This window comes from Kineococcus endophyticus (assembly GCF_040796495.1).
Classification (GTDB): Bacteria; Actinomycetota; Actinomycetes; order Actinomycetales; family Kineococcaceae; genus Kineococcus; species Kineococcus endophyticus.
In genome coordinates this window covers 47,807-69,210 of the sequence record NZ_JBFNQN010000020.1, presented here as the reverse complement: position 1 = coordinate 69,210, position 21,404 = coordinate 47,807, and the positions used below count along the sequence as shown (strand labels likewise).

General features: G+C 74.5%; 22 protein-coding genes. 9 read left to right on the top strand and 13 right to left on the bottom strand.

Annotated features, from left to right (window positions below; genetic code table 11):
* Both AB1207_RS23195 and AB1207_RS23190 read right to left on the bottom strand, forming a co-directional pair.
* A partial coding sequence (locus AB1207_RS23195; protein WP_496204304.1) for a phosphotriesterase family protein occupies positions 1-515 on the bottom strand: 515 nt, incomplete at its 3' end.
* Between the two features lie 134 nt (positions 516-649).
* Entirely contained in the window at positions 650-1,207 is a 558-nt protein-coding gene (locus tag AB1207_RS23190) for a GNAT family N-acetyltransferase (RefSeq protein WP_367641079.1), read from the bottom strand.
* A gap of 79 nt (positions 1,208-1,286) precedes the next feature.
* On the opposite strand from AB1207_RS23190, the gene AB1207_RS23185 reads away from it, so the two are divergent.
* Positions 1,287-1,649, top strand: a complete 363-nt coding sequence (locus AB1207_RS23185) for a hypothetical protein (protein WP_367641078.1) — start codon at positions 1,287-1,289, stop codon at positions 1,647-1,649.
* A gap of 58 nt (positions 1,650-1,707) precedes the next feature.
* Here the strand turns inward: AB1207_RS23185 and AB1207_RS23180 are convergent, their stop codons facing one another.
* The 5 genes from AB1207_RS23180 to AB1207_RS23160 all read right to left on the bottom strand — a co-directional run bounded on the left by AB1207_RS23180 (position 1,708) and on the right by AB1207_RS23160 (position 7,324).
* Positions 1,708-2,106 (bottom strand): helix-turn-helix transcriptional regulator, encoded by a 399-nt coding sequence (locus tag AB1207_RS23180; RefSeq protein ID WP_367641076.1) that lies wholly within the window; start codon positions 2,104-2,106, stop codon positions 1,708-1,710.
* 248 nt (positions 2,107-2,354) lie between these two features.
* Complete coding sequence (locus tag AB1207_RS23175) at positions 2,355-3,806, bottom strand: MptA/MptB family glycosyltransferase (RefSeq protein ID WP_367641075.1); 1,452 nt, start codon at positions 3,804-3,806, stop codon at positions 2,355-2,357.
* Between the two features lie 27 nt (positions 3,807-3,833).
* A complete protein-coding gene (locus tag AB1207_RS23170; protein WP_367641073.1) occupies positions 3,834-4,583 on the bottom strand; it encodes a glycosyltransferase family 2 protein in 750 nt (249 codons plus the stop codon).
* A 9-nt stretch (positions 4,584-4,592) separates the two neighbouring features.
* Complete coding sequence (locus AB1207_RS23165) at positions 4,593-6,749, bottom strand: SpoIIE family protein phosphatase (RefSeq protein WP_367641071.1); 2,157 nt, start codon at positions 6,747-6,749, stop codon at positions 4,593-4,595.
* A 146-nt stretch (positions 6,750-6,895) separates the two neighbouring features.
* Complete coding sequence (locus tag AB1207_RS23160) at positions 6,896-7,324, bottom strand: ATP-binding protein (protein WP_367641070.1); 429 nt, start codon at positions 7,322-7,324, stop codon at positions 6,896-6,898.
* 307 nt (positions 7,325-7,631) lie between these two features.
* On the opposite strand from AB1207_RS23160, the gene AB1207_RS23155 reads away from it, so the two are divergent.
* Entirely contained in the window at positions 7,632-8,582 is a 951-nt protein-coding gene (locus tag AB1207_RS23155; RefSeq protein ID WP_367641069.1) for a glucosyl-3-phosphoglycerate synthase, read from the top strand.
* Between the two features lie 13 nt (positions 8,583-8,595).
* On the opposite strand, the gene AB1207_RS23150 is transcribed toward AB1207_RS23155, so the two are convergent.
* Entirely contained in the window at positions 8,596-8,943 is a 348-nt protein-coding gene (locus AB1207_RS23150; protein WP_367641068.1) for a rhodanese-like domain-containing protein, read from the bottom strand.
* 52 nt (positions 8,944-8,995) lie between these two features.
* On the opposite strand from AB1207_RS23150, the gene AB1207_RS23145 reads away from it, so the two are divergent.
* Positions 8,996-9,946, top strand: coding sequence for a ribose-phosphate diphosphokinase (locus tag AB1207_RS23145; protein WP_367641067.1), 951 nt, complete (start codon positions 8,996-8,998; stop codon positions 9,944-9,946).
* 236 nt (positions 9,947-10,182) lie between these two features.
* Here AB1207_RS23145 and AB1207_RS23140 read toward each other — a convergent pair whose 3' ends face one another.
* Positions 10,183-12,246, bottom strand: coding sequence for a HelD family protein (locus AB1207_RS23140; RefSeq protein ID WP_367641066.1), 2,064 nt, complete (start codon positions 12,244-12,246; stop codon positions 10,183-10,185).
* Positions 12,247-12,460: 214 nt separating this feature from the next.
* Between AB1207_RS23140 and AB1207_RS23135 the strand changes: the two genes are divergently transcribed.
* The 3 genes from AB1207_RS23135 to AB1207_RS23125 all read left to right on the top strand — a co-directional run bounded on the left by AB1207_RS23135 (position 12,461) and on the right by AB1207_RS23125 (position 15,186).
* Positions 12,461-13,000, top strand: coding sequence for an SSI family serine proteinase inhibitor (locus tag AB1207_RS23135; RefSeq protein WP_367641065.1), 540 nt, complete (start codon positions 12,461-12,463; stop codon positions 12,998-13,000).
* 204 nt (positions 13,001-13,204) lie between these two features.
* Positions 13,205-14,131 carry a ferritin-like domain-containing protein gene (locus AB1207_RS23130; RefSeq protein ID WP_367641064.1) on the top strand — a complete coding sequence of 309 codons (927 nt, stop codon included), beginning with the start codon at positions 13,205-13,207 and terminating at the stop codon, positions 14,129-14,131.
* A 23-nt stretch (positions 14,132-14,154) separates the two neighbouring features.
* Positions 14,155-15,186 (top strand): cell wall-binding repeat-containing protein, encoded by a 1,032-nt coding sequence (locus tag AB1207_RS23125; RefSeq protein ID WP_367641062.1) that lies wholly within the window; start codon positions 14,155-14,157, stop codon positions 15,184-15,186.
* Positions 15,187-15,265: 79 nt separating this feature from the next.
* Here the strand turns inward: AB1207_RS23125 and AB1207_RS23120 are convergent, their stop codons facing one another.
* The 3 genes from AB1207_RS23120 to AB1207_RS23110 form a co-directional block, all read right to left on the bottom strand.
* Complete coding sequence (locus AB1207_RS23120) at positions 15,266-15,550, bottom strand: hypothetical protein (protein ID WP_367641060.1); 285 nt, start codon at positions 15,548-15,550, stop codon at positions 15,266-15,268.
* A gap of 113 nt (positions 15,551-15,663) precedes the next feature.
* The gene (locus AB1207_RS23115; RefSeq protein ID WP_437179009.1) at positions 15,664-16,770 is read right to left on the bottom strand and encodes a glycerophosphodiester phosphodiesterase family protein; all 1,107 of its coding nucleotides are present in this window, start codon (positions 16,768-16,770) and stop codon (positions 15,664-15,666) included.
* A 73-nt stretch (positions 16,771-16,843) separates the two neighbouring features.
* Positions 16,844-17,731, bottom strand: coding sequence for an Fpg/Nei family DNA glycosylase (locus AB1207_RS23110; RefSeq protein ID WP_367641057.1), 888 nt, complete (start codon positions 17,729-17,731; stop codon positions 16,844-16,846).
* Positions 17,732-17,889: 158 nt separating this feature from the next.
* On the opposite strand from AB1207_RS23110, the gene AB1207_RS23105 reads away from it, so the two are divergent.
* The 3 genes from AB1207_RS23105 to AB1207_RS23095 all read left to right on the top strand — a co-directional run bounded on the left by AB1207_RS23105 (position 17,890) and on the right by AB1207_RS23095 (position 20,129).
* Positions 17,890-18,507 carry a TMEM165/GDT1 family protein gene (locus AB1207_RS23105; RefSeq protein WP_367641055.1) on the top strand — a complete coding sequence of 206 codons (618 nt, stop codon included), beginning with the start codon at positions 17,890-17,892 and terminating at the stop codon, positions 18,505-18,507.
* Positions 18,508-18,684: 177 nt separating this feature from the next.
* Positions 18,685-19,077, top strand: coding sequence for an ATP-binding protein (locus AB1207_RS23100; RefSeq protein ID WP_367641053.1), 393 nt, complete (start codon positions 18,685-18,687; stop codon positions 19,075-19,077).
* Positions 19,078-19,256: 179 nt separating this feature from the next.
* Positions 19,257-20,129: a helix-turn-helix transcriptional regulator gene (locus AB1207_RS23095; RefSeq protein ID WP_496204303.1), complete on the top strand. Its 873-nt coding sequence runs from the start codon at positions 19,257-19,259 to the stop codon at positions 20,127-20,129.
* Positions 20,130-20,187: 58 nt separating this feature from the next.
* On the opposite strand, the gene AB1207_RS23090 is transcribed toward AB1207_RS23095, so the two are convergent.
* Positions 20,188-21,372 carry an MFS transporter gene (locus tag AB1207_RS23090; protein WP_367641051.1) on the bottom strand — a complete coding sequence of 395 codons (1,185 nt, stop codon included), beginning with the start codon at positions 21,370-21,372 and terminating at the stop codon, positions 20,188-20,190.
* Positions 21,373-21,404: the final 32 nt, after the last annotated feature.

The following is a 21,404-nucleotide window of genomic DNA, read 5'->3' as shown; positions in this document are numbered from 1 at the left end:
CGGGGCGCCCCCCCCCCCCCCCCCCCCACGACGCGTTCCTCGACCGGCCGGATGCCGTCCTCGGACGCCGAGATCTTGACGAACCCGGCGAGGATCCCCGTGCCGTCGACACCCTCGGTGAGTTCGCGGTGCATCCACGCCTCGAGCGCCTCGTCGCCGGCCTCGTACACCCAGTCGGGAACCCACGGTTCGCGGTAGACCCCGGTCGCGACCGCCACGGGCACGCCGGTGCGACGGCTCACGTCCGCGACGAGGTCGACGCGCCGTCCCAGCCCGGGTGGTGTGCACTCCACCACGGCCGTCACCCCGGCCGCGGCCGCGTCGGCCAGGAGCGGTTCCGCGAGCGCCGCGAACTCGGCCGGGTCGGCCTGCGCGAAACCTGGGGTGGTTGCGGGCCGGAAGTCGACGAGCAGGTGTTCGTGCGGGAGCACGAGTCCCACGTCCCGGGCCCGGAGGGGGCCGGACGTCGTGTGCAGGAACCGCTCCGGTGCCGTCGCCTCGCCGAGGTCTGCCACGTCGTCTCCCCGCTGCGCTGAGTGGAACTGGGTGCAGGAACGACATCCTAGGAGGTGGCACCGCGCGGCCGACTGGTGTCGCGATCGAGACGAGGGCCGCGGTCCGACCCGTCGTCACCGCACTCCGGTCGACGTCACCCGGCTGGGGACAACCCCGGTGCTCCTGTTGGCGAGCCGCCCACCACGTGCCGGAGGAACACCAACGCACCCCGCTCGTCCGACTCCTCCCACTGGGTCACGAAGCCGACGACGGCGAGGGCGCGCAGGGAGGCCGCGTTCCAGGCGCGCACCGTCGCCCAGACCTCGCCGAACCCGGCCCGGTGTCCCTCCTGGACGACCGCAGTCGCCGCGGCGCGCCCGTACCCGCGACCTTGGTCGCCGTGGCGCACCTCGAAGCCGAGTTCGGGATGCGGACGGGCCCGCCCGACGAACAGGCCGGCCGTTCCCACCAGACGGCCCTCTGGAGTTCGCACGGCGTACCACGTGACACCGAGCTCCCTCCGCCGCAGCGCACGGCGTTCGATCCACTCGCGCGTCTCATCGATGCCGCTGACCGGCCCGTCTCCGACGGTGTGGGTCTGCGGGTCGGAGAAGATCGCGTGGACCTCCTGCAGGTCGTCCGTCGAGACGACATCGAGGCGGAGCCGTCCGGCCGTCAGCGAGTCGGCCATCCGCGGTGTCCCGGCGGTCACACCGTGCAGCGTACGGGGCCGGTCGTCGCGGCAGCCGGAACCCGGCGACCACGGGGGCCGGGACACCTACCCTGGGGCGGTGATCGAGGCGGGGACGCGGCGCAGGAACCAACCTGCACCGCCGCACGTCGTGTGCGAGGCGCTGCTGCACCCGGACCGTGACCCGTGCCGCCCCTGGCTGGACCTGCTGCACGACGAGGTGCGACCGGAGGTCCTGCACGTCGTGGAACCGCACCTGGTGCTGTGGTCGTCCCTGTGGGTCCGGCGGCCGGACGCCCAGGTCCGCTTCGACCTTCCCCACGACGCGGGCCACGCGGGCACGGACCTGCGCTGGACGCTGCTGGTCGACGGTGAGCTTCCCGAGCCGCCGCTGTTGGGGCACCTGCGCAAGCGACTGAACCAGCTCGTCAACGCGAACCTGCGGTACACCTTCGGCCAGTAGCCACGACGACGAAGGCCCCCGGAGCGTCGCTCCGGGGGCCTGCGCGGTGGGTGCTGGGTCAGGAGATGAGGCCGTCCTGGCGCGCGACGGCGGCGGCGGCCGCGGAGGAGCGGACGCCGTACTTGCGGCGGACGGAGGCGAGGTGCTGGGCGACGGTGTTCGGCGCCAGCCCGAGACGCTCGGCGACGACGGAGCCGGGGCAGCCGTCGGCGATCATCTGCAGGATCTCCTGCTCGCGGGCGGTGAGCGTCACGCCGGGACGGGTGCTGCCCTGGCCGCGCTCGGCCTCCTCGAGGGCGCGGTAGCGGGCCTCGGAGACGAGGACGAAGCGGTTCCCGGCGGCGTCCTCGACGATCATCCGGCGGTCACCGTCGGCGACGGTCCGCAGGACGTCACCCCACCAGTCGTCGGGGACCTGGACCTCGTTGCCGTCCACGACCGCCACGTTGTGCTCCATGTGCGCTCAGACCCTCTCTGCCGCTGCTCGACGCGTTCCGTGCGCGGGCTCTTCGTCCCGCTGTCCGTACCTGGATCGGGGGGGTTCTAAGGAACCTTGACCGTTTCACTAGAACACCACCCGACCGGATGAACCGTTCAAGACCGGGCATCACCCGATGTTGTCGAGCCATCGTCCACGCACGAGGCCCCGCGAGCCCCGGAACGCGCCGGAAGCTGGTTGAGCCCTCACCCGAGCATGCCACAGGGTCACGAAACCGCGACAGAGCGTCGTGCGCGCACGCCGCACACCACGACGGCGAGCAGTGCGGCCCACGCCACCCACGGCCCCACCTCGCGCCGGTAACCGAGGGTGACGGCCTGCACGACAGGGCTCATGCCGTCGACGAGGCCCGGCACGTACGCCAGGGCCAGCAGGGTCAGCCGCGCCGCCAGGACGAGGACGAGCAGGCGCGCGGACCGCGGGCCCGCCGCCACGGCGAGCGCCAGCGACCCCCACAGCAGCAGGTCGTACCAGGGCAGCTCGTACGCGGCGCCGAGCAGGTACCCGGCGGCGACGACGGCGCTCGCCCCCGCAGCCCGCTGCAGCTCCCCGCCGCGGACGAGGACCGGCCACCACAGCACGGCGACGACCAGCACGACGAGCGCGGTGCCCGGCAGCAGGAGGACCCGGGGCAGCCCGGCCTCGACGAGCGGCCGCCACACGGTGGCGAGCGAGACGAACCGGCTCGCGGTGCGCGTCTGGTCGTACACGTGCACACCCGCCCACAGGTGCGCGGGGACGAGGACGACCAGGGCGGCCAGGACCCCGCGCAGCAGCCAGCCCACGGTGGGACGGCGCGCGGCGGGCCGGACGGACAGGGCGGCCACGACGATCCCCACGGCCACGACGCCGTAGGGCAGCTTCGTCCCCACCGCGACGGCGAGGGCCACCCCGGCCAGGACGGGCGAGCGGGCCGCCAGCACCAGGGCGAGGACGGCCGCGGCGCCGGCGAGGACGTCGGCGTGCGCACCGCCGAGGCCGACGGTGAGCAGCAGCGGGTTCGCGGCGAACAGGACGGCGAACCACGCCCTCTCCCGCCCCTCGTCCCCCACGTCGCGCAGCACCCGGTGCCCGACGACGGCGACGAGCGCCCACGCCAGGAGCAGCAGCACCTGCCAGGCCCACACCGTCGTCCGGACGGAGTCCCCGCCCACCACCGAGCACAGGGCCATGAGCAGCCCGCCGACCGGCCCGTACACCGACGTCGTGGACCGCCACGGGTCGCGGACGGCGGAGGCGACGGGGTCGGTGCCACCGGCGAAGGTGTCCGGCGGCTGGCTGTAGGGGTCCCCGCCGAGGGCGGCGATGCGGCCGTAGGCGGCGTAGCTGAGGTGGTCGGCCGAGCCGACGGGCGGGACGAGCACCAGCAGGAGGGCGCCGACCCCGGCCAGCACGAGGAACCGCCGCGGCCGCCACCCGCGGGAGACGGCCAGGACGCCCCCCGCGAGCCCCGCCCCGCCGGCCAGCACCGACAGGGCCATGAGGACGCTGACCGTCGCGGACGAGGGGTGCCGGCCGAGGTCGAGGGCGCCGACGCCCGCGCCGAGCGGGGGTGCGGCGGCCGAGGGGCCGAGGACCGCGACGACGAGCCAGGCGGTGAGGCAGACGGCCGTCCCGCCCACGGCCCAGCGGACCGGCCGGTGCACGTGGGGGGTCACACGGGGGGCGGGGGCGGACGCCACGGGTCAGCGGGTCGAGCGGCGCAGGACGTCCTGCACGCGGCGCCGGCCCAGGGCCCGGGCCACGTCCCGGAACTGCGCGGCCCGGTGCAGCTGCCCGCGCAGGTCCCTGCCCGAGACGCGGTGGTGCAGGTCGCACGGCACCTCGCGGACGCGGAAGCCGGCGCGCAGCAGGTCGATCGTCAACGCCGTCTCGACCCCCCAGCCCGGTGCCAGCGGCAGCGCGGCCTCGAAGGCGGCGCGCGTCAGGCACCGCATCCCGGACAGCGGCTGCTCCGGGGACCAGCCCGTCGCGGCGACCGTGCCGCGTCGGGACAGGCCCACGACGAACCCGTGCCCCCCGCCGGCGGTCGCCTGTCGCGGGAGGACGGCGATGGTCATGTCCGCCTCACCGGCCAGGACCGGCACGGTGAGGGGCGCCGTCTCGACGGCGCTGCCGGCGAGGTCGGCGTCGACGAACAGCAGCGGTCGCGGCCGCACCCCGGGCCGGGGGCGGGCGCGTTCCCAGTCCGCGACGGCGCGGGCGCCGGTCTGCATCGCGGCGGCCTTGCCCCGGTTGCGGTGGTGGGCGACGACGACGGCGCCGGCGTCGCGGGCGACCTTCGACGTCAGGTCCGCGGAGCCGTCGTCCACGACCACGACGACGTCGACGACGTCCAGACCGGCGACGGCACGCACGGTCGCGGCGATGCGGTCCTGCTCGTCCTTGGCCGGGATGACGACCGCGACGGTCGAGGACGGATGCAGCGCAGGCACGCCGCGACGCTAGCGCAGGCGCAGGGCGAGGACGGTGACGTCGTCGTCCACGTCCTCCCCGCCCGCGCCGACCATGCGGTCCACCAGGGTTCCGACGATGTCGGCGGGCGTCCCGCGGGCGGTCTCGCGGAAGTGCTCGAGCACCTGCGCCAGGCCCTCCGTGAGCGAGCGCGTCCGCGTCTCGACGAGGCCGTCGGAGAACACGACGAGCGCGCTGCCCGGGTCCAGCCGCACGTCCAGGACGTCGGTGCGGGCGTCGCCCTCGACACCGACGGGCACCCCGGGCGGAACGTCGAGGTAGTGCGGCCCCGTGCTGCACGTCAGCGGCGGCAGGTGCCCGGCGCTCGCGGCGAGGAGCCGGCCGTCCCGGCCCAGGACCGCGTAGAAGATCGTGACCAGGTCGTCCCCGCCGCCGGCCGCGGCCAGGGCGTCGAGCCCGCGCAGGACGGCCGTGGGGTGCGGGTCGACGTGGGCGAGCGTGCGGACCTGGGTGCGGACCTCGCCCATGACGGTGGCGGCCCGGGCCCCGCGGCCCATGACGTCCCCGAGGACGACCGCGACCCGCTCCTGTCCCTGCGCGCCGGGCAGGGGGATGAGCTCGGCCCAGTCGCCGCCGACCTCGACGCCCGCGCTCGTCTGCGCCACCCGGTGCGTCGCGAGCCAGTCCACCGCCGGCAGGGGGCCGGGTCGCAGGGCCTCGGCGAGCACGGTGGCGGTGTCGCGCTGCTGCTCGAGCAGCTGCATGCGGTCCAGGGCCGTCGCCGCCTGCCGGGCGAAGGTGAGGAGGAAGTCGCGGTCCTCGTCCTCGGGGCCGTCGGCGGCCTGGTCGGCGGGGTCGTCCCCGGCGGCGGAGGCGAGGACGAGCGTGCCCAGGCGGCGGGTGCGGGCCGTCAGCGGCAGGACCGCCCACGACGTCTCCCCCGCCCGTGCGGCCGCCTCGAAGTGGGGCCGGACCTCCGCGGGCAGCGCGGCCACCCCGGCCGCCCCCACGGGGAAGGTGCCGCGGTCTCCGACGAACGCCGCCAGGCCCTCGCGGGTGACGTGGGGCAGCTCGGTGCGCGTGCGCCGGCGGTCCTGGCCCATCCGGTGCGCGACGAGACCCGGCTCGCCCTGGCCCTCGGCGACCGTGACGACGGCCCGCACGGCACCCGCGCCGTCGAGGCAGGCGCGCAGGACGACGTCGAGGACCTGCTCGTAGCCGCCGGCCGTGGCCAGCGCCGCGGTGAGCGCGTGCAGGGTCTGCGTCTGGCGCCGGGCCCGGACGCGCTCGGTGACGTCGTCGAGGGAGCCGACCCACTCCACGATCTCGGACGCCGGGTCGGCCGGGTCGGCCAGGACGGGCACCGCGACGGCCGAGATCGTCCGCCAGCCCCGCAGACCCCGCACCCGCACGCGGAACCGCGCGGTGGTGCGGTCGCGGACCGACTCGTAGAAGCGGTCCAGGACACCGGGCAGGTCCTCGGGGTGGACGTCGGCCTGCCACGCGCGCCCACGGACGTCCGCGCGTCCGGTCAGGGCGCGCCAGCCCGGCATGTCGGAGGTCATGCCCTCGCCGGGGCGGGCCGTGAAGACGTCGAGGGACCCGGCCTCGGCCAGGGTCCGGTACCGCACGGCGCTGCGCCGGGCGTCGGTCAGCAGCCGCGCGCGCTCGACCGCCAGCGCGCACTGGTCGGCGAGGGTCGCCGCGAACAGCTGCTCCTCGCAGTCCAGCGACCCTTCGCGCAGCAGCCCGAAGCGCAGCACACCGACGAGGCGGCCACTGGCGACGAGGGGGTACATGGCCCAGGAGTGCTCGCCCAGGGCCAGGACGGTGTCGTTGAGCCCCCGGCCCGGTCCGGCGCCGAAGCGGGCGGCCAGCTCGGCGCGATCGCGCAGCAGGACCGGGCGCAGGGTGCGGGCGGCCTCGGCGCTGGGGGTGGCGGAGGTCAGCGGGACGGGGAGACCGGTGCCCAGACCGGCGAGGTCGCCACCGTCGCGGGGTGCGGTCGGGACGAGGAGGGTGCCGGTCTCGTCCAGGAGCGCCACCCCGCAGGTGTTCGTGCCGACGACGTCCCGGCCGGCGTGCAGGACCGACGTGACCGCGTCGCGGACGTCGAGCGCGGCGGCGAGCTCCGCGGCCGTGCGGTGCAACAGCTCCAGGGACGGGGGCGCCGTGGGCGACTCCACGCTGCGCCTCCCAGCAGGTCACGGGTCCGCACCGCGCGGGGCCGTGTGCAGACCGTATCCGACCGGGCGCGGTCGGTGGTGGTCCAGCGGGAGCCGGTGGCCCGAACGGGCGACGCGGCAGGGTCCGGACGGGCCGGGCGCCCTGGTCAGTGCGGGTGGTGCCGGGTGGGTCCTCCGAAGGAGGCCCAGACGGTGCGGCTGAGGTTGTCGAGGTCCTCGACCACGCCCCACTCGTGCGCGAGGCCGTCGACGATGAAGAGGCCCCGCCCGCTGGTGTCGGAGTCGGCCGCTGCGCGAGGGCTCAGCACCGAGCCCGGCGCCCCGCCGTCGGTCACCGCGATCTCGACGTGCGGGGAGTCGTCCGGGACTACCTCGCACGTCACGTGGATCTCCCCGCCGAGGAGGGGACGCGCGTGCCGGATCGCGTTGCCGACGATCTCGGACAGCACGATCTCGATCTCCGCGGTCGTCATCTCGTCCAGACCGGCCCCGTCGAGCACCATGCGCACCACGTGCCGCGCCCGCGGCACGGACGCCGCGTCGTGGGCGAAGGTCGCCCAGTGGGTGGCCGGCACCGGCCGTGCTCCCGTCGGCATGTTCTCCCACTCCCGTGTCGCGGATGGACCGGAAGCTGGGTACCCGAGGCCCGCGGAGGTCAAACCTGCGACCACCTCCACCTCACCCGCACGGACGCGAGACGCGCCGGACAACGGGCCGCAACGCGCCGGAAACGTGGTGCGGGCCGGGACCGCTCCCGTGTTGCGCGGGCGTGAACTCTGCCGCCGGCGGTGGTCCGCCGTGGCCGCCGCGTGCCACGGTGGCCGGACCCGGCTCGTTCTGGAGGCGACGTCGCGGTGACCCTCGAGCAGACGGAGGAGCCCTGTGAAGCTGCCCGTGCAGGCCTGGTTCGGCAGGTCCACGTCCCGCGCCCGCGACTGGCCGCTGGAGCGGTTGCGCCGCCAGAAGGCCGGGACCCGGGTCAGCGTCGTCCTGCCTGCACTGGACGAGGAGGCAACGGTCGGCGGTGTCGTGACCATGGTGCGCCGCCTCGCCGACGCCACCGGCCTCGTCGACGAGGTCGTCGTCATGGACTCCGGCTCCACCGACGGGACCGCCCGGGTGGCCGCCGCGGCGGGCGCGACCGTCCACCACCGTGACGACGTCCTGCCCGAGACGGGGTCGCGCCCCGGCAAGGGCGAGGTGCTGTGGAAGTCGCTCGCGGTCACGACGGGCGACGTCGTCGTCTTCGTCGACAGCGACCTCGTCGACCCCCAGCCGCAGCTCGTCACGGGTCTGCTCGGGCCGCTGCTCACCGATCCCGGTGTCGAGCTCGTCAAGGGCTGCTACGACCGCCCGCTGCAGGGCGCCGGCAGCACGTCCGGCGGCCGCGTCACCGAGCTCGTGGCCCGTCCGCTCATCAGCCGCTTCTACCCCGACCTCGCCGGGGTCGTGCAGCCGCTGGCCGGGGAGTACGCCGGCCGGCGCCGCCTGCTGGAGGCCATCCCCTTCTGCGGGGGCTACGGCGTCGAGATGGCCATGCTCATCGACACGTTGGAGCTGAAGGGGCTGCAGGCCATCGCGCAGGTCGACCTCGGCCGGCGCGGGCACAGCCACCAGGACACCGCCGCCCTGGGGCGGATGGCCGCCGAGATCACGCACGTCGTGCACCAGCGCGCCGCCGGGGAGGCGCTGGGCCGGCCCCCGGCGATGACGCAGTTCGCCCGGGACGGCTACGGGCACTACGCCCCGGTGACCCACGTCCTCACGCTCGACGAGCGGCCGCCGATGCTGACGGTCGACGGTTACCGGGACCGGCCCGCCAAGGTGTCCTGACGCCGCCCGCGGGTCAGCGGACGAAGGGCTCCTGACCCGACTCCGAGACCATGTCCCGGCCGGCCTCGGCCCACGCCGACATCCCGCCGTCGACGTTCACCACGTCGTAGCCGTTGCGCTGCAACCACACCGCGGTGCGCTGCGAACGCCCGCCGGAGCGGCACACGACGTGCAGCTGCCCCTCGGGCAGGTCCTCCAGGCGCTGCGGCACCTGCCCCATCGGGATGTGCAGGGCACCGGCGATGTGGCCGGCGGCCCACTCGTCGTCCTCGCGCACGTCGAGGACCGTCGCGTCCTCGGGGAGGTCGGTCACCGCGGTGGTGGGCACGCCGTCGACGTCGAACGTCCGGGACTCGCTCATGCTCCCGAGCGTACGGCCCGGCCCGCGAGCCGTCCCGCTAGCGTGGCGCCCCGTGCCTGCCACCCCGCGAGAGATCGCCGTGTTCAGCGGATCCGCCCACCCCGAGCTCGCCGCCGCGGTCGCCGCGGAGATGGGGGTGGAACTGTCCCCCACCCGCGTCAGCCGCTTCTCCAACGACTGCCTCGAGGTCCAGCTGCAGGCCAACTGCCGTCAGCGCGACGTGTACGTCGTGCAGCCCCTCGTGCCCCCGGTGCAGGAGGCGCTCGTCGAGCTGCTGCTCATGCTCGACGCCGCCAAGCACGCCTCCGCGGCCCGCGTGACCGCCGTCGTCCCGCACTACTCCTACGCACGTTCGGACAAGAAGGACACCGGCCGGATCTCCATCGGCGGCCGTCTCGTCGCCGACCTGCTGGAGACCGCCGGCGCCGACCACGTCCTCGTCATGACGCTGCACTCCCCGCAGGTCCACGGGTTCTTCCGCGTCCCCGTCGACCACCTGCACGCCCTCAAGCAGCTCGCGACGCACTTCGAGGGCGAGGACCTGTCGAACGCCGTCGTCGTCTCCCCCGACCTCGGCAACGCCAAACCCGCCGCCGCGTTCGCGCGGATGCTCGGCTGCGGCATCGCCACCGGCGCCAAGCAGCGGTTCCCCGACGACCGGGTCGTCATCGCGAACGTCATCGGCGACGTCACCGGCAAGGACGTCATCGTTCTCGACGACGAGATCGCCAAGGGCAGCACGGTGTTCGAACTCACCGACCGCCTCACGGAACTGCAGGCCCGCAGCATCCGCGTCGTCTGCACGCACGGGATCTTCGCCGGCGACGCCCTCGACCGGCTGCTGGCCCACCCCGACATCGACGAGGTCGTCTGCACCGACACGGTCCCCCTGCGCGGCGGCCCGCGCGAGGGGTTGTCCGTCATCTCCGTCGCCCCGGCGCTCGCCGCCGCGATCCGGCGGATCCACGAGGGGGAGTCGGTCAGCGCACTGTTCGAGCACTGACCCGGTCGGGCACGGGGTGACCCCGCGCCAAAACCCGTCGGTCTCTCACCCAGGCCCGGGCGGCACGGGGTGACCCCGCACCCCATCACCGCGTACGGGGTGACCCCATACCCGAACCCGTCGGCCGACCACCGCGGCAAGGGGCGGCACGGGCGGCTCGGGGTGACCCCGCACCCCATCACCACGCACGGGGTGACCCCGCGCCCGAACTCAGGCGGGGGCAGGCAGGCAGCGGGTCAGCCGCCGACGAGTTCGGCGGGGAGGTCCTCGCGGTGCAGCACGACCATCGCGCTCACCGCACGCGTCAGGCTCACGTAGAGGCGCCGCAGACCGGTGCGCTCGTCGGGTTCCCCGGCCACCACGGCCGCGGGTTCCACGACGACGACGCGGTCGAACTCCAGGCCCTTGACCAGCGGCGCGGGGACGAGGGAGATCCGCTGCTGGTCGGGGTCGGGGTCGTCGAGCCGGGAGAACTCCAGGCCCTGCGCGCTCAGTTCCCGGGCCACGTCCTCGACCACGGCGGACGCCACCACGACCCCCACGGAACCCTCGAGGTCGGCGAGCTCGCGCACCGTCCGGGCCGCCTGCACGACGGGGTCCTCGACGCGGAGGACTTCCAGCAGACCGGGATCGGTCCGGACGGACCGGGGGACGGTGAGGTCCGGCGCGATGCGGGGCAACAACCTCGCCGCGTAGTCGATGACGGCCGCGGGGACGCGGAAACCCCGGTCGAGGACCTCGAGCTCGCCGTCGGGTTTGCCGAGGTGGACCAGGACGTCGTCCCAGCTGCGGGCCGCCCACGGCGTCGTGCCCTGCGCGATGTCGCCGAGCACCGTCGCCGCGCCCGTGCTGCACCGGCGGCCGACGGCGCGCAACTGCATGGCGGACAGGTCCTGCGCCTCGTCGAGGACGACGTGCGCCCGGGACGGCGTGCGCTGCAGCTGGTCCCGCACCTCGTCGAGCAGCACCGCGTCCGCCGCGGTCCACTTCGCCGAACCCGCCGTGCGCGGCGGCACGGGCCAGGCGAGCAGGTCCCGTTCGGCGTCGGTGAGGACCCCGTCGGAGCACGCGCGCAGGAACTCCGCGTCGGACAGCACCCGGTGCAGGACCTTCGCCGGGTCCTGGGCCGGCATGAGCGCCTTGACCGCCCGCTTGACCTCGGCGCTGCGGGCGACGGCGTCCTGGACGACGTCGTCCGGGGAGTCCCCGGCCGCCTCGAGCAGCTGCAGGACGGAGTGCGCGAGCCGCTGCGGCAGCAGGGCAGCCGCCGCCCCGTAGCGGATCCCGCGACCGGTCAGCTCGTCGAGGAGTTCGCGGACGACGTACCCGGGGACGCGCCAGCGCCGGGAACCGCGCGTCACGACCACCGCGCCCGACTCCAGCACCTGCGCGGGGTCCCCCACCGCCGCCCAGACGGCGCGGCGGACGACCTCGGCCATCCGCCCGTCGCCCTTGAGGGTCCCCACCTCGGGCGGTTCGGTGCCGCGGACGCGGACCTCCCTGCTTCCCTCGGTCGCCGCCGTCAGGAGTTCGTCGACCGTCCGCTGGTCCACCTCGACCTCGCCGAGGGCCGGCAGGACCGCCGAGATGTGCTGCAGGAACGCGCGGTTCGGACCGATGACGAGGACGCCCTGCCGCGTCAAGCGTTCCCGGTGCGCGTACAGCAGCCACGCGGCGCGGTGCAGGCCGACGGCCGTCTTCCCCGTGCCGGGGGCTCCCTGGACGCAGACCGTCGTCTGGGCGTCGGCGCGGACGAGGGCGTCCTGCTCGGGCTGGATGGTGGCGACGATGTCGCGCATCGGGCCCGAGCGCGGACGCTCGATCTCGCGGGCCAGGATGTCCGAGGAGGAGTCCACCTCGGACTCGTCGGTGAGGTGCTCGTCCTCGTAGGCCGTCAGGCGGCCCTGCTCGACGCCGAACCGGCGGCGCAACCGCACGCCGGCGCGGTCGTCGCGGGTCGCGCGGTAGAACCCGCGGGAGACGTCGGCGCGCCAGTCGACGACGACCGGGTCGCCGGCGGAGTCGGTGACGTGCCGACGGCCGATGTGCAGGCTCTGGCCGTCGTCGTGGTCGGTGCGGCCGAAGAACAGCGTGGTGGACGGGTCGTCGACGAGGCTGGCGGCGCGGCGGTGCAGCGTCCAGCCGAGGGCCTCGTCGGCGCCGGCGTCGCCGGCGTGACCGGGGGCGAGGGAGTCGACGAGGGACAGGGTGTGGGCCCGCATGCGGGCGAGTTCGGCGCGGGCGTGGTCGAGGTGCCGCTGCTCGGCGGTCAGCACCTCGTCCGGGGCGTGCTCGGACACGGTTCCTCCATCGGATCGACCGTCGATTCTGCCGGAACCGGTGCGCGACAACAACGTTGCGATCACGAGGGCGCCCGCGGGACGATGTCCGTGGTGACGCGGGGAGAACCCGGATCGAGCGAAATCCCCACCGTAACGCGGGCGTGGCGCCCCTGTCACCCGTCACGTGCCGACCGGACGGGAACCGTCCCGCGGCCGCGGGCGTCGTAGTCCCGTGACCGAACGCAGGACCGTCCACCGCAGCGCCCGGACCGGTGCCGCCGCCCTCCTGGCGGTGGGGCTCGGTCTGCTCGCGGCCTGCGGTGACCAGCAGGCAGGAGCACCGGTGACGAGCAGCACTCCCTCCAGCACCCCGTCGGACAGCACCCCGTCGGACAGCACCCCGTCGGGCAGCGCCGCGGCGACGTCCGGGGACACGTTGACCGTCGTGGTCGACGACGGCACGGGGGCGCAGACCACGTGGACCCTGACGTGCGCCGACGGCGTCGTCGGCGGGGACCACCCGGACGCCCAGAACGCGTGCGACGCGATCGCCGCGGCGAAGTCGCCCTGGGCGCCCGTCCCGAAGGACATGGCCTGCACGCAGGTCTACGGCGGCGCGCAGACGGCGACGGTCACCGGCACGTGGCGCGGGGAACGGGTCGACGCGCGCTACGCCCGCAACGACGGCTGTCAGATCGCCCGCTGGGACCGGATCGCCCCCCTCCTCCAGCCCGACACGCCCGTGACGACGAGGTCGCGCGGCGCTTCATGAGCCTTCTGTAGTCGGAGCATGACGCTGGGTAGACGGATCGTGATCGGCAGGGCAGGCTGATCACGGTTCGTCCGAGGAGTCACGACCACGACCCATCCACCGGGCCGACCGCTCCGAACACCGGACGTCCGATCACGACGACGTGACACCTGCCGCGTCGAGCACCGGCGTCGAGCCTTGGCGCCCAGACCTCAAAGGCTGCCCATGTTCAAGAAGTCCCTCCTCGTCGACATGATCAACCGCAGTTCCGAGACCCCCGCCGACCGCAGGAACTTCCTGCGCGGCATGGGCCTGCTGTCCGCCGGCGCCGTCGGCGCCGGGCTCGTGGGGGCCTCCACGGCCGAGTCCGCCTCGGCGGCGACCCCCAGCGAGGGCAGCGTCCTCAACTTCGCCCTGAACCTCGAGTACCTCGAAGCCGAGTTCTACTGCTACGCCGCCTACGGCCACGGCCTCGCCGACGCCCTCGCCACCGGGACCGGCACCCAGGGCGGGGTCACCGGCGGGCACCGCGTCCCCTTCAAGTCCAAGGCGATGCGCTACTACGCCGAGGAGATCGCCAACGACGAGATCGCGCACGTGAAGTTCCTGCGCTCCGCCCTCGGCTCGGCCGCGGTCTCCCGCCCGGCCATCAACCTGCAGGAGTCCTTCACCGGAGCGGCCGTCGCCGCCGGTGTCATCAAGCAGGGTGAGACGTTCGACCCGTTCTCCTCCGAGGCGTTCTTCCTCCTCGGCGCGTTCCTCTTCGAGGACGTCGGGGTCACCGCCTACAAGGGTGCGGCCCCGCTCATCTCCACCCCCGCCTACCTCGAGGCCGCGGCCGGCATCCTCGCCGTCGAGGCCTACCACTCCGGGATCGTGCGCACCCTGCTGTACGAGAACGGGTTGGACACCCCCACGAACCTCATCTCCGACGCCCGCGACTCCCTCGACGGCGCAGGCGCCGACAAGGACCAGGGCATCACCGTGGGTTCCGGCGGCCGGGCCAACCTCGTCCCGACCGACGCCAACGGGATCGCGTTCAGCCGGTCACCGCAGGAGGTCCTGAACATCGTGTACCTGACGCCGGGCACCGGGGTCACCAAGGGCGGGTTCTACCCCGCCGGCCTCAACGGCGAGATCGCCACCAGCTGACCCGCGGATCCCAGGAGAACACGATGAAGAAGACCCTCGCCACCGCTGCCGGTGTGGCCCTGCTCGTCGGTCTCGGCTCCGCCGTCACCGCACTGCCCGCGCAGGCCGCCACCGGTTTCGCGTTCGACGACCGCATCTCGGGCACCGACCGGTTCGCCACCGCCGTCGCCGCGTCCAAGCTGCTCGAACCCGTCGACGGGTCGGCCACCGACGTCGTCGTCGTCAACGGGTACGCCACGGTCGACGGCCTCACGGCCTCCTACCTGGCCGGCCTGAAGTCGGCGCCCATCCTCTACACCGACACGAACGCCGTCCCGGCGGTCACGTCGGCCGAGATCGACCGCCTGGGCGCCAAGGACGTCTGGATCGTCGGCGGCACGAACCGCGTCTCCCAGGCGCAGGAGGACGCCTGGAAGGCGGACGGCAAGACCGTCCACCGCCTCGCCGGCGCCGACCGCTACGCGACCGCGGCGCTCGTCGCCGAGGCCGACGACTCCGGGGACGCCCCGGAGCAGGTGTTCATCGCCAGCGGCACGAGCACGGCCGACGCGCTCGCGGCCGGTCCGGTCGCGTGGGCCCGGAACTACCCGATCCTGCTCACCGAGGCCGGGTCGCTGCCGACGGCCACCAAGGACGCGCTGACGGAGCTGGGCACGACCAACCGGGTCGTCCTGGGCAGTTCCACGTCCGTCTCGGACGCCGTCTACAGCCAGGCCGGCGGCACCGAACGCATCGCGGGCACCAACCGCCAGGAGACGGCGTCGAAGATCGCCGACGACGCCATCGCCAACGAGAACTTCGACAGCCAGAGCGTGGCTCTCGTGGGCGGGACCGACGCGACGGCCGCCGACGCCCTCGCCGCGGCACCGGTGGCGGGCAGCCAGGGGGTTCCCCTGCTGTTCACCGACTTCAACGGTTCCCTCGGCACCAGCACCTCGGCGTACCTGAGCGCCAAGAAGGCGAACTACACCACCTCGGGCACCGGGTGGATCTTCGGCGGCCTGCCCTCGGTCCCGCAGGCGACCGCGGACGCCGCCACCGCCCTGGTGCAGTAACCGGGGGTGCGGGCAGCCCCGCGGCGGGAGGAACCTCCCGCCGCGGGGTCAGGCCCCGTCCCCGTCCCCCACGGGGGTGTCAGGCGGCGTGGCCGGTGGCGGCCCCGCGCCGCCGCCGGTGCTCGTCCAGCCGGACGACCGTGACGGCCCGGTCCTCACGCGTCCGGACCTCCTGCGCCCGGGCCGCCGTGAGCACCAGGTCCGTCGCGTCCCCGAACCGGGCGCCGCGCGGGGCGACGAGCAACTGCTCCTCGCCCCTCCCCTCCCGCGCGAACCGGCCGGCCGCGGCCGCCACGACGACGAGCAGTGCGCCGGCGACGCCGACGATCCCCACCAGCACTCCCACCAGCACCTGCACGTCCATCTCCGCACCCCTCCGCACCGTTCCCGACCTCGACCCGTCCAGGATCGGCCGCGGGCACGGGGCGGCACATCGTGCCCGGGGTGGAACCGCCTCGTCCTCCCGGGGGAGGACGCTCAGCCGCGCAGCTGGTCCCGCGCGAGGACGCCGAGGTCCGGGGCGTCGGTGAAGAACCCGTCGATCCCCGTCGCGAGCAGCTGGGCGGCGTAGTCCAGGACGCGTCCCCAGTCGGCCGGGTCCTCCCCCGTCCGGAACTGCGCGGGCAGGAACTCGTTCTCCGGTCGCAGCGTGTAGGGCACGACCTGCAGCCCGGCCGCGTGGGCGTCGTCGACGAGGTCGGAGGTCACCTGCACGAGCGACGGGCCGATCTGGTCGACGTACCGCGCCAGGTCGCGCAGCGCCGACGGGACGAGCAGGTCAGCGTACTGCCGCGGGTCGCCCGCCGCGACGAGGTCCGCCGGGGCGCCCGTCTCCGACGTGAGGAACACCGTCGGGGTCCGCAGCCCGTACCGGGTCCGCAGCTGCACGAGGTTCGTCAGCTCGAAGGACTGCACGTCGACGGGGGCGCCGGCGGAGTTCAGCCGGTGCTCGCGCAGGATCCGCACGACCTCGGCCTCGAGGTCGAACCCCAGGGAGCGGAAGTACGTGCTGTGCTTGATCTCCGGGATGATCCCGATCGTCCGGCCGAGCTCGCGCGACAGCCGCTGCCGGGTGTCGAGCGCCTCCTCGAACGTCGGGACGCACCAGAGCCCGTCGTAGACGGTGTTGTGCTGGCGCAGTTCCGGGAGACGTTCGACCGCCCGCAGCGTGCGCAGTTCCGCCAACGTGAAGTCGGGGGTGAACCACCCCGTGTACTCGACGCCGTCGATGGTCTTCGTCGTGCGGCGGTCGGCGAACTCGGGGTGGTCGGCGACGTCCGTCGTCCCGGAGATCTCCGGCTCGTGCCGGCAGACGAGGACCCCGTCCTTCGTGGGCACCAGGTCGGGTTCGACGACGTCCGCGCCGAGGCGGGCTGCGAGTTCCCACGAGGCGACGGTGTGCTCGGGCCGGTAGGCCGACGCGCCGCGGTGTCCCACGACGAAGGGCGAGGGCCAGCCGTGGCCCGGCCGGTGCGTCGCGGCGGCCGAGGACGGTCCGGCGGTGAGGGGCACCGAGGCGAGGCCGCCGAGGACGGCGGTCGCGGACAGGACGGTGCGGCGGGAGGGACGGAGGTCGGCGCTGATCTCGTTCACGGGCGCAGTGAACTCCTCCCGGCACCTCCCCGCCAAGGGGGTGCACAGCAGGTTCCGGGTGAGTTCACTTCAGCAGGCGCGACAACCGGCGGTCCGCGAGGGGTTTCCCGCCCGTCTGGCACGTGGCGCAGTACTGCATCGAACGGTCCGCGAACGAGACCTCGCGCACGACGTCACCGCAGACGGGGCACGGCTGACCGGTGCGCCCGTGCACGCGCATCCCCGCACGCTTGGCGTCCTTGAGCTCCTTGGCGGGTTTGCCGCTGGCGGCCGCGACGGCGTCCCTCAGGGTCGTCCGCAACGCCTCGTAGAGCCGTTCGACGTCCGCGGCGGGCAACTTGCCGGCCGACGCGTACGGCGACAGCTTCGCGACGTGCAGCACCTCGTCGGAGTAGGCGTTCCCGACGCCCGCCAGCACCGACTGCTCGCGCAGCAGCCCCTTGACCTGCTGGCGCGAACCGCTGAGCAACGCGCGGAACGCGTCGAGGTCGAAGGAGTCGTCGAGCGGGTCCGGGCCGAGCGAGGCGATCCCGGGGACCTGCGCGACGTCCTTGACGACGTGCACGGCGAGGCGCTTCTGGGTGCCGGCCTCGGTGAGGTCGAACCCGGGCGGGCTGTCCGGGTCCTCGTCGTCCTCGGGCGCCAAGCGCACCCGCAGCGCGACGGGGTTCTTCCCGCTCGGCCGCAGCGGCGTCTTCGGCAGGGCGTCCGACCAGCGCAACCACCCCGCCCGGGACAGGTGGATCGCCAGGTGCAGCCCGTCGACGTCGACGTCGAGCCACTTGCCGTGCCGGTCCACCCCCGTGACGAGCAGACCCTGCAGCGCGGTCGGCGGCGGGTCGTAGGTCTTGAGGACGTTGATCGCGCCGACCTCGACCTTCGCCACGACGCGTCCTGTCATGCGCTCGCGCAGGAAGGCGGCGAGCGCTTCGACCTCGGGGAGCTCCGGCACGCCGCCAGTCTGGTGCACCCGGTGCAGGCGAACCAGTTGTTCGGCCCGCCGAACGCGAGTCCTGGAGCTGTCGCGGCCCACCCCCCGTGTGCTGGCATGGCCCGCGGCCCACCGACGCGCCCCCGTCCCGTTCCCGTCGTGAAGGAGCCGCACCCACCGTGGACCTCGCCGTCCTCGCCGCCAGCTTCCTGCCGATCCTGCTGCTGGAACTGCCCGACAAGACGTTCGTCGCGACGCTCGTCCTGGCCACCCGCTTCAGGCCGCTCACGGCCTGGGTGGGGGTCGGGCTGGCGTTCGCCGTGCAGTGCCTCATCGCCGTCGTCGCCGGGCGGCTGCTGGCCCAGCTGCCCGAGCGTCCCGTCGCCGCCGTGGCCGCCGTCCTCTTCGCCGTGGGTGCGGTGACGCTGTTCCGGGGCGCGGCGAAGGCGAAGCAGGCCGGGCAGGAGGCCCGGAGCGAGTACGAGGCCAAGGTCGGGGCCGGCCGGTCGGGGTGGCGCGGGGTCCTCACGTGCTTCGGCGTGATCTTCCTCGCCGAGTGGGGCGACCTGTCGCAGCTCTTCACGGCGGGCCTGGCCGCGCGCTACGACGACCCGGTCTCGGTCTTCGTCGGGTCGTGGGCCGCGTTGCTCGTGGTGGCCGGCCTGGCGGCGGCGCTCGGGAGCACCATCGTGCGCCGGCTGAGCGTGGCGACCGTGAGCCGGATCGGCGGCGTCGTGTGCGCCGTCCTGGCCGTCGTGACCGCGCTCGAGGTGGTCGGGGTGCCCCTCCCGGTGTGACCGGTGGGGCTGGAGGTGCCGGTACCGGAATCCGCCTGCGTGCGGACAAGCGGCGACCCGGGTGATTGACTGTGAGTCACGCGTTGATGACTGTGCTCACACGCGTGATGGTGCACGCCGTGGACGGGCCGCGGCGGCGGGCTCGCAGTCGGGGGAGGTCGAGGACCGTTGTTCCACGTGGTCCTCCCGCCCAGCCCGCGCTCCGTGGGCGTCGCCCGCTGGCTCATCAGCGAGTGGTGCGCGCCCTGGGTGGCCTCCTCGGAGCTCCTCGAGGACACGGTCGAGGCCGCGCTGCTGCTGGCCAGCGAGGTCGTCACGAACGCCGTCGTGCACGGCGACGGCATGGTGCAGCTGGCCGTCCGGCGCGTCAACGGCGCCTCGCTGCGCGTGGAGGTCTCCGACGACGGGGGCGGGATGCCGCTCATCGGGGCCCAGCGCGCCGACGCCGAGAGCGGTCGCGGGATGGCGATGGTCGAGATGCTGTCGACGCGGTGGGGCACCGACCTCGCGGTGGGGCCGCTCGGCAAGACCGTCTGGTTCGAGCTGACGGACGAGTCCGTGCAGCACTGACCCGTCCGGACCGCTCGCAGCGAGTTGCCGGAGGGTGGCCGCGGGGACGACCTGCGGTGCGCGGGGTGGAGCGGGACGATGCGGTGGTGCCGATCGAAGTCGTCGAGTGGTCCACCGATCGACGGGACGCCGCCGAGGCGGTGCTCAAGGACGTCTAGAGCCCCGACCGCCCCTTCGCGTTGGCGGGAGGATCGGGGCCCTTCTCCTGCGCCTTCCGCACGGCGCAGGTGGGGGACCTGGTGGCGGACCGGTTGCGGTTCAGCACGGCGATGAGCGCGGGACTGGAACCGGTGGACGAGTTCATGGCCTTCACCCCCGCCCTCGGGCGCACCCGGTACGACGTGGGGCACGACGTGGTCACCACGCAGCCCGGGCGGGCGGTCCGCTACCCCGACGACGTGGCGATCACGGGTCGCTGGGACGACGCCATCGACGCCCGGATGGTCCGCCTGCCGTTGTCGGTGGTCGAGCGGGTCGCGGAGGAACGGTTCGGCCCGCTCACCCAGCGGCTGCGCTTCACCGGCATGACCCCGACGTCCCGGCCGCTCGAGGACGCCTGGCTGCGCACGGCGGCCCTGGTGCACGAGGCGCTGAGCGGACCGCACCCGCTCGCCGACGAGCCGTTGCTGTCGACGCACCTGGTGCAGACAGTGGCCTGGGCGGCGCTGAGGGCCTTCCCGAACACCACGACCACCCTGGCCCACCGGGCCGGACCGGGACTGGTCGGTGCCGCGGTGGTGCGGCGAGCGATGCAGTTCATCGAGGACCACGCCTCACTGCCCATCACGGTGACCGACATCGCCACGGCAGCCGGAGTGGACGGTCGGTCGCTGGACGCCGGGTTCCGTCGCCACCTGGGCTGCACCCCTAGAACCCATCTGCAGTGGGTGCGGCTGACGGCTGCGCGCCAGGACCTGCAGCAGACCGACCCCTCCGGCGGGGCGACCGTCGCGCAGGTGGCCCACCGCTGGGGGTTCGCCCGGGTGGACCGCTTCGTCGCGTCCTTCCGGGACGAGTTCGGGGTGCACCCCGAGGACGTCCTGCGGAACTGAGCTGGTCCGGTACGACGGGAGCCGTGAGCCTGACGAGTCCGCCGAGCACCGACCGGCGTCAGACCACCGCGTCCCGGTGCGCCGCCCACGCCGGGACGAGCTGCAAGACCGCGACGAGCGCGAGCGCCGTCAGCGGCACCACCCAGTCCCCCGTCAGCGAGTGCAGGGCCCCGAACACGACGGGCCCCACGGCCGCCGCGAGGTACCCGACGGCCTGGGCCATCCCCGACAGGGCCGCCGCCGTGGGAGCGTCCGCGGCCCGGGCCGAGATCGCGGCCAGGGCCAGGACGACCGTCGCCCCGCCGCCGAGCCCGATGAGCCCGACGGCCACCACGGCCAGCCCCGGCGCGACCAGCAGCAGCACGATCCCGGCGAGGGAGCAGAGCGTCGCCGCGACGGCCACCCACCGCGTCCGCTGCACGGACCCCGCCGTCAGCACGGGGACGAGGAGCGAACCCACGACGCCGAGGACCTGCAGCTCCGACAGCAGGACCCCGGACACCGTCGCGTCCAGCCCGGAGCGGTCGCGGGCGATCGTCGCGAGCCAGGAGAGCAGGACGTAGAAGAGCATCGACTGCGTCCCCATGAAGGCCGTCACCGCCCACGCCAGCGGGGAGCGCCACGGCGTCCGCGCGTGCGGCCCGGCGGGCCCGGCGCTCCGACGGGCGCGGACCAGCGGGAGCCACAGCAGGGCCGCGAGCAGCGCGGGCGCGGCCCACACGACGAGCGCGGTCCGCCAGCCACCCGCCACGGTCTCGGCCACGGGCACGGACACCCCGGACGCGATGCTGCCGACGACCTGCATGAGGACGACGTAGCCGCTGGTCAGCAGCGCGATCCGCCCGGGGAACTCGGCGCGGATGAGGGCCGGCATGAGGACGTTCGCCACCGCGATGGCGATGCCCAGCAGCGCCGTCCCGGTGAACAGCGGGACCGTCCCGGGCACCCAGCGCAGGGCCGACCCGGCCGTCAGCAGGAACATCGCCAGGACCAGGGTGGCGCGGGCGCCGAGGCGCGCGGCGACCTTCGGGACGACGAGCGAGCTCGCCGCGAACGCGACCAGCGGCAACGAGGTCAGCGCCCCGGCCGCGGCGGCGGACAGGCCCAGGTCGTCGGAGACGAACGGCAGCACCGGCCCGACCCCGGTGATGGGCGAGCGCATCGCGCACGCCACGAGCAGCAGCCCGGCGAGCAGGAGCACGGCGGTGCGGCGTTGGACGGCGGGCGCGGGCGTGGTCGACATGTCCCGGCCATCGTCGCGCACGCCGACGCGGC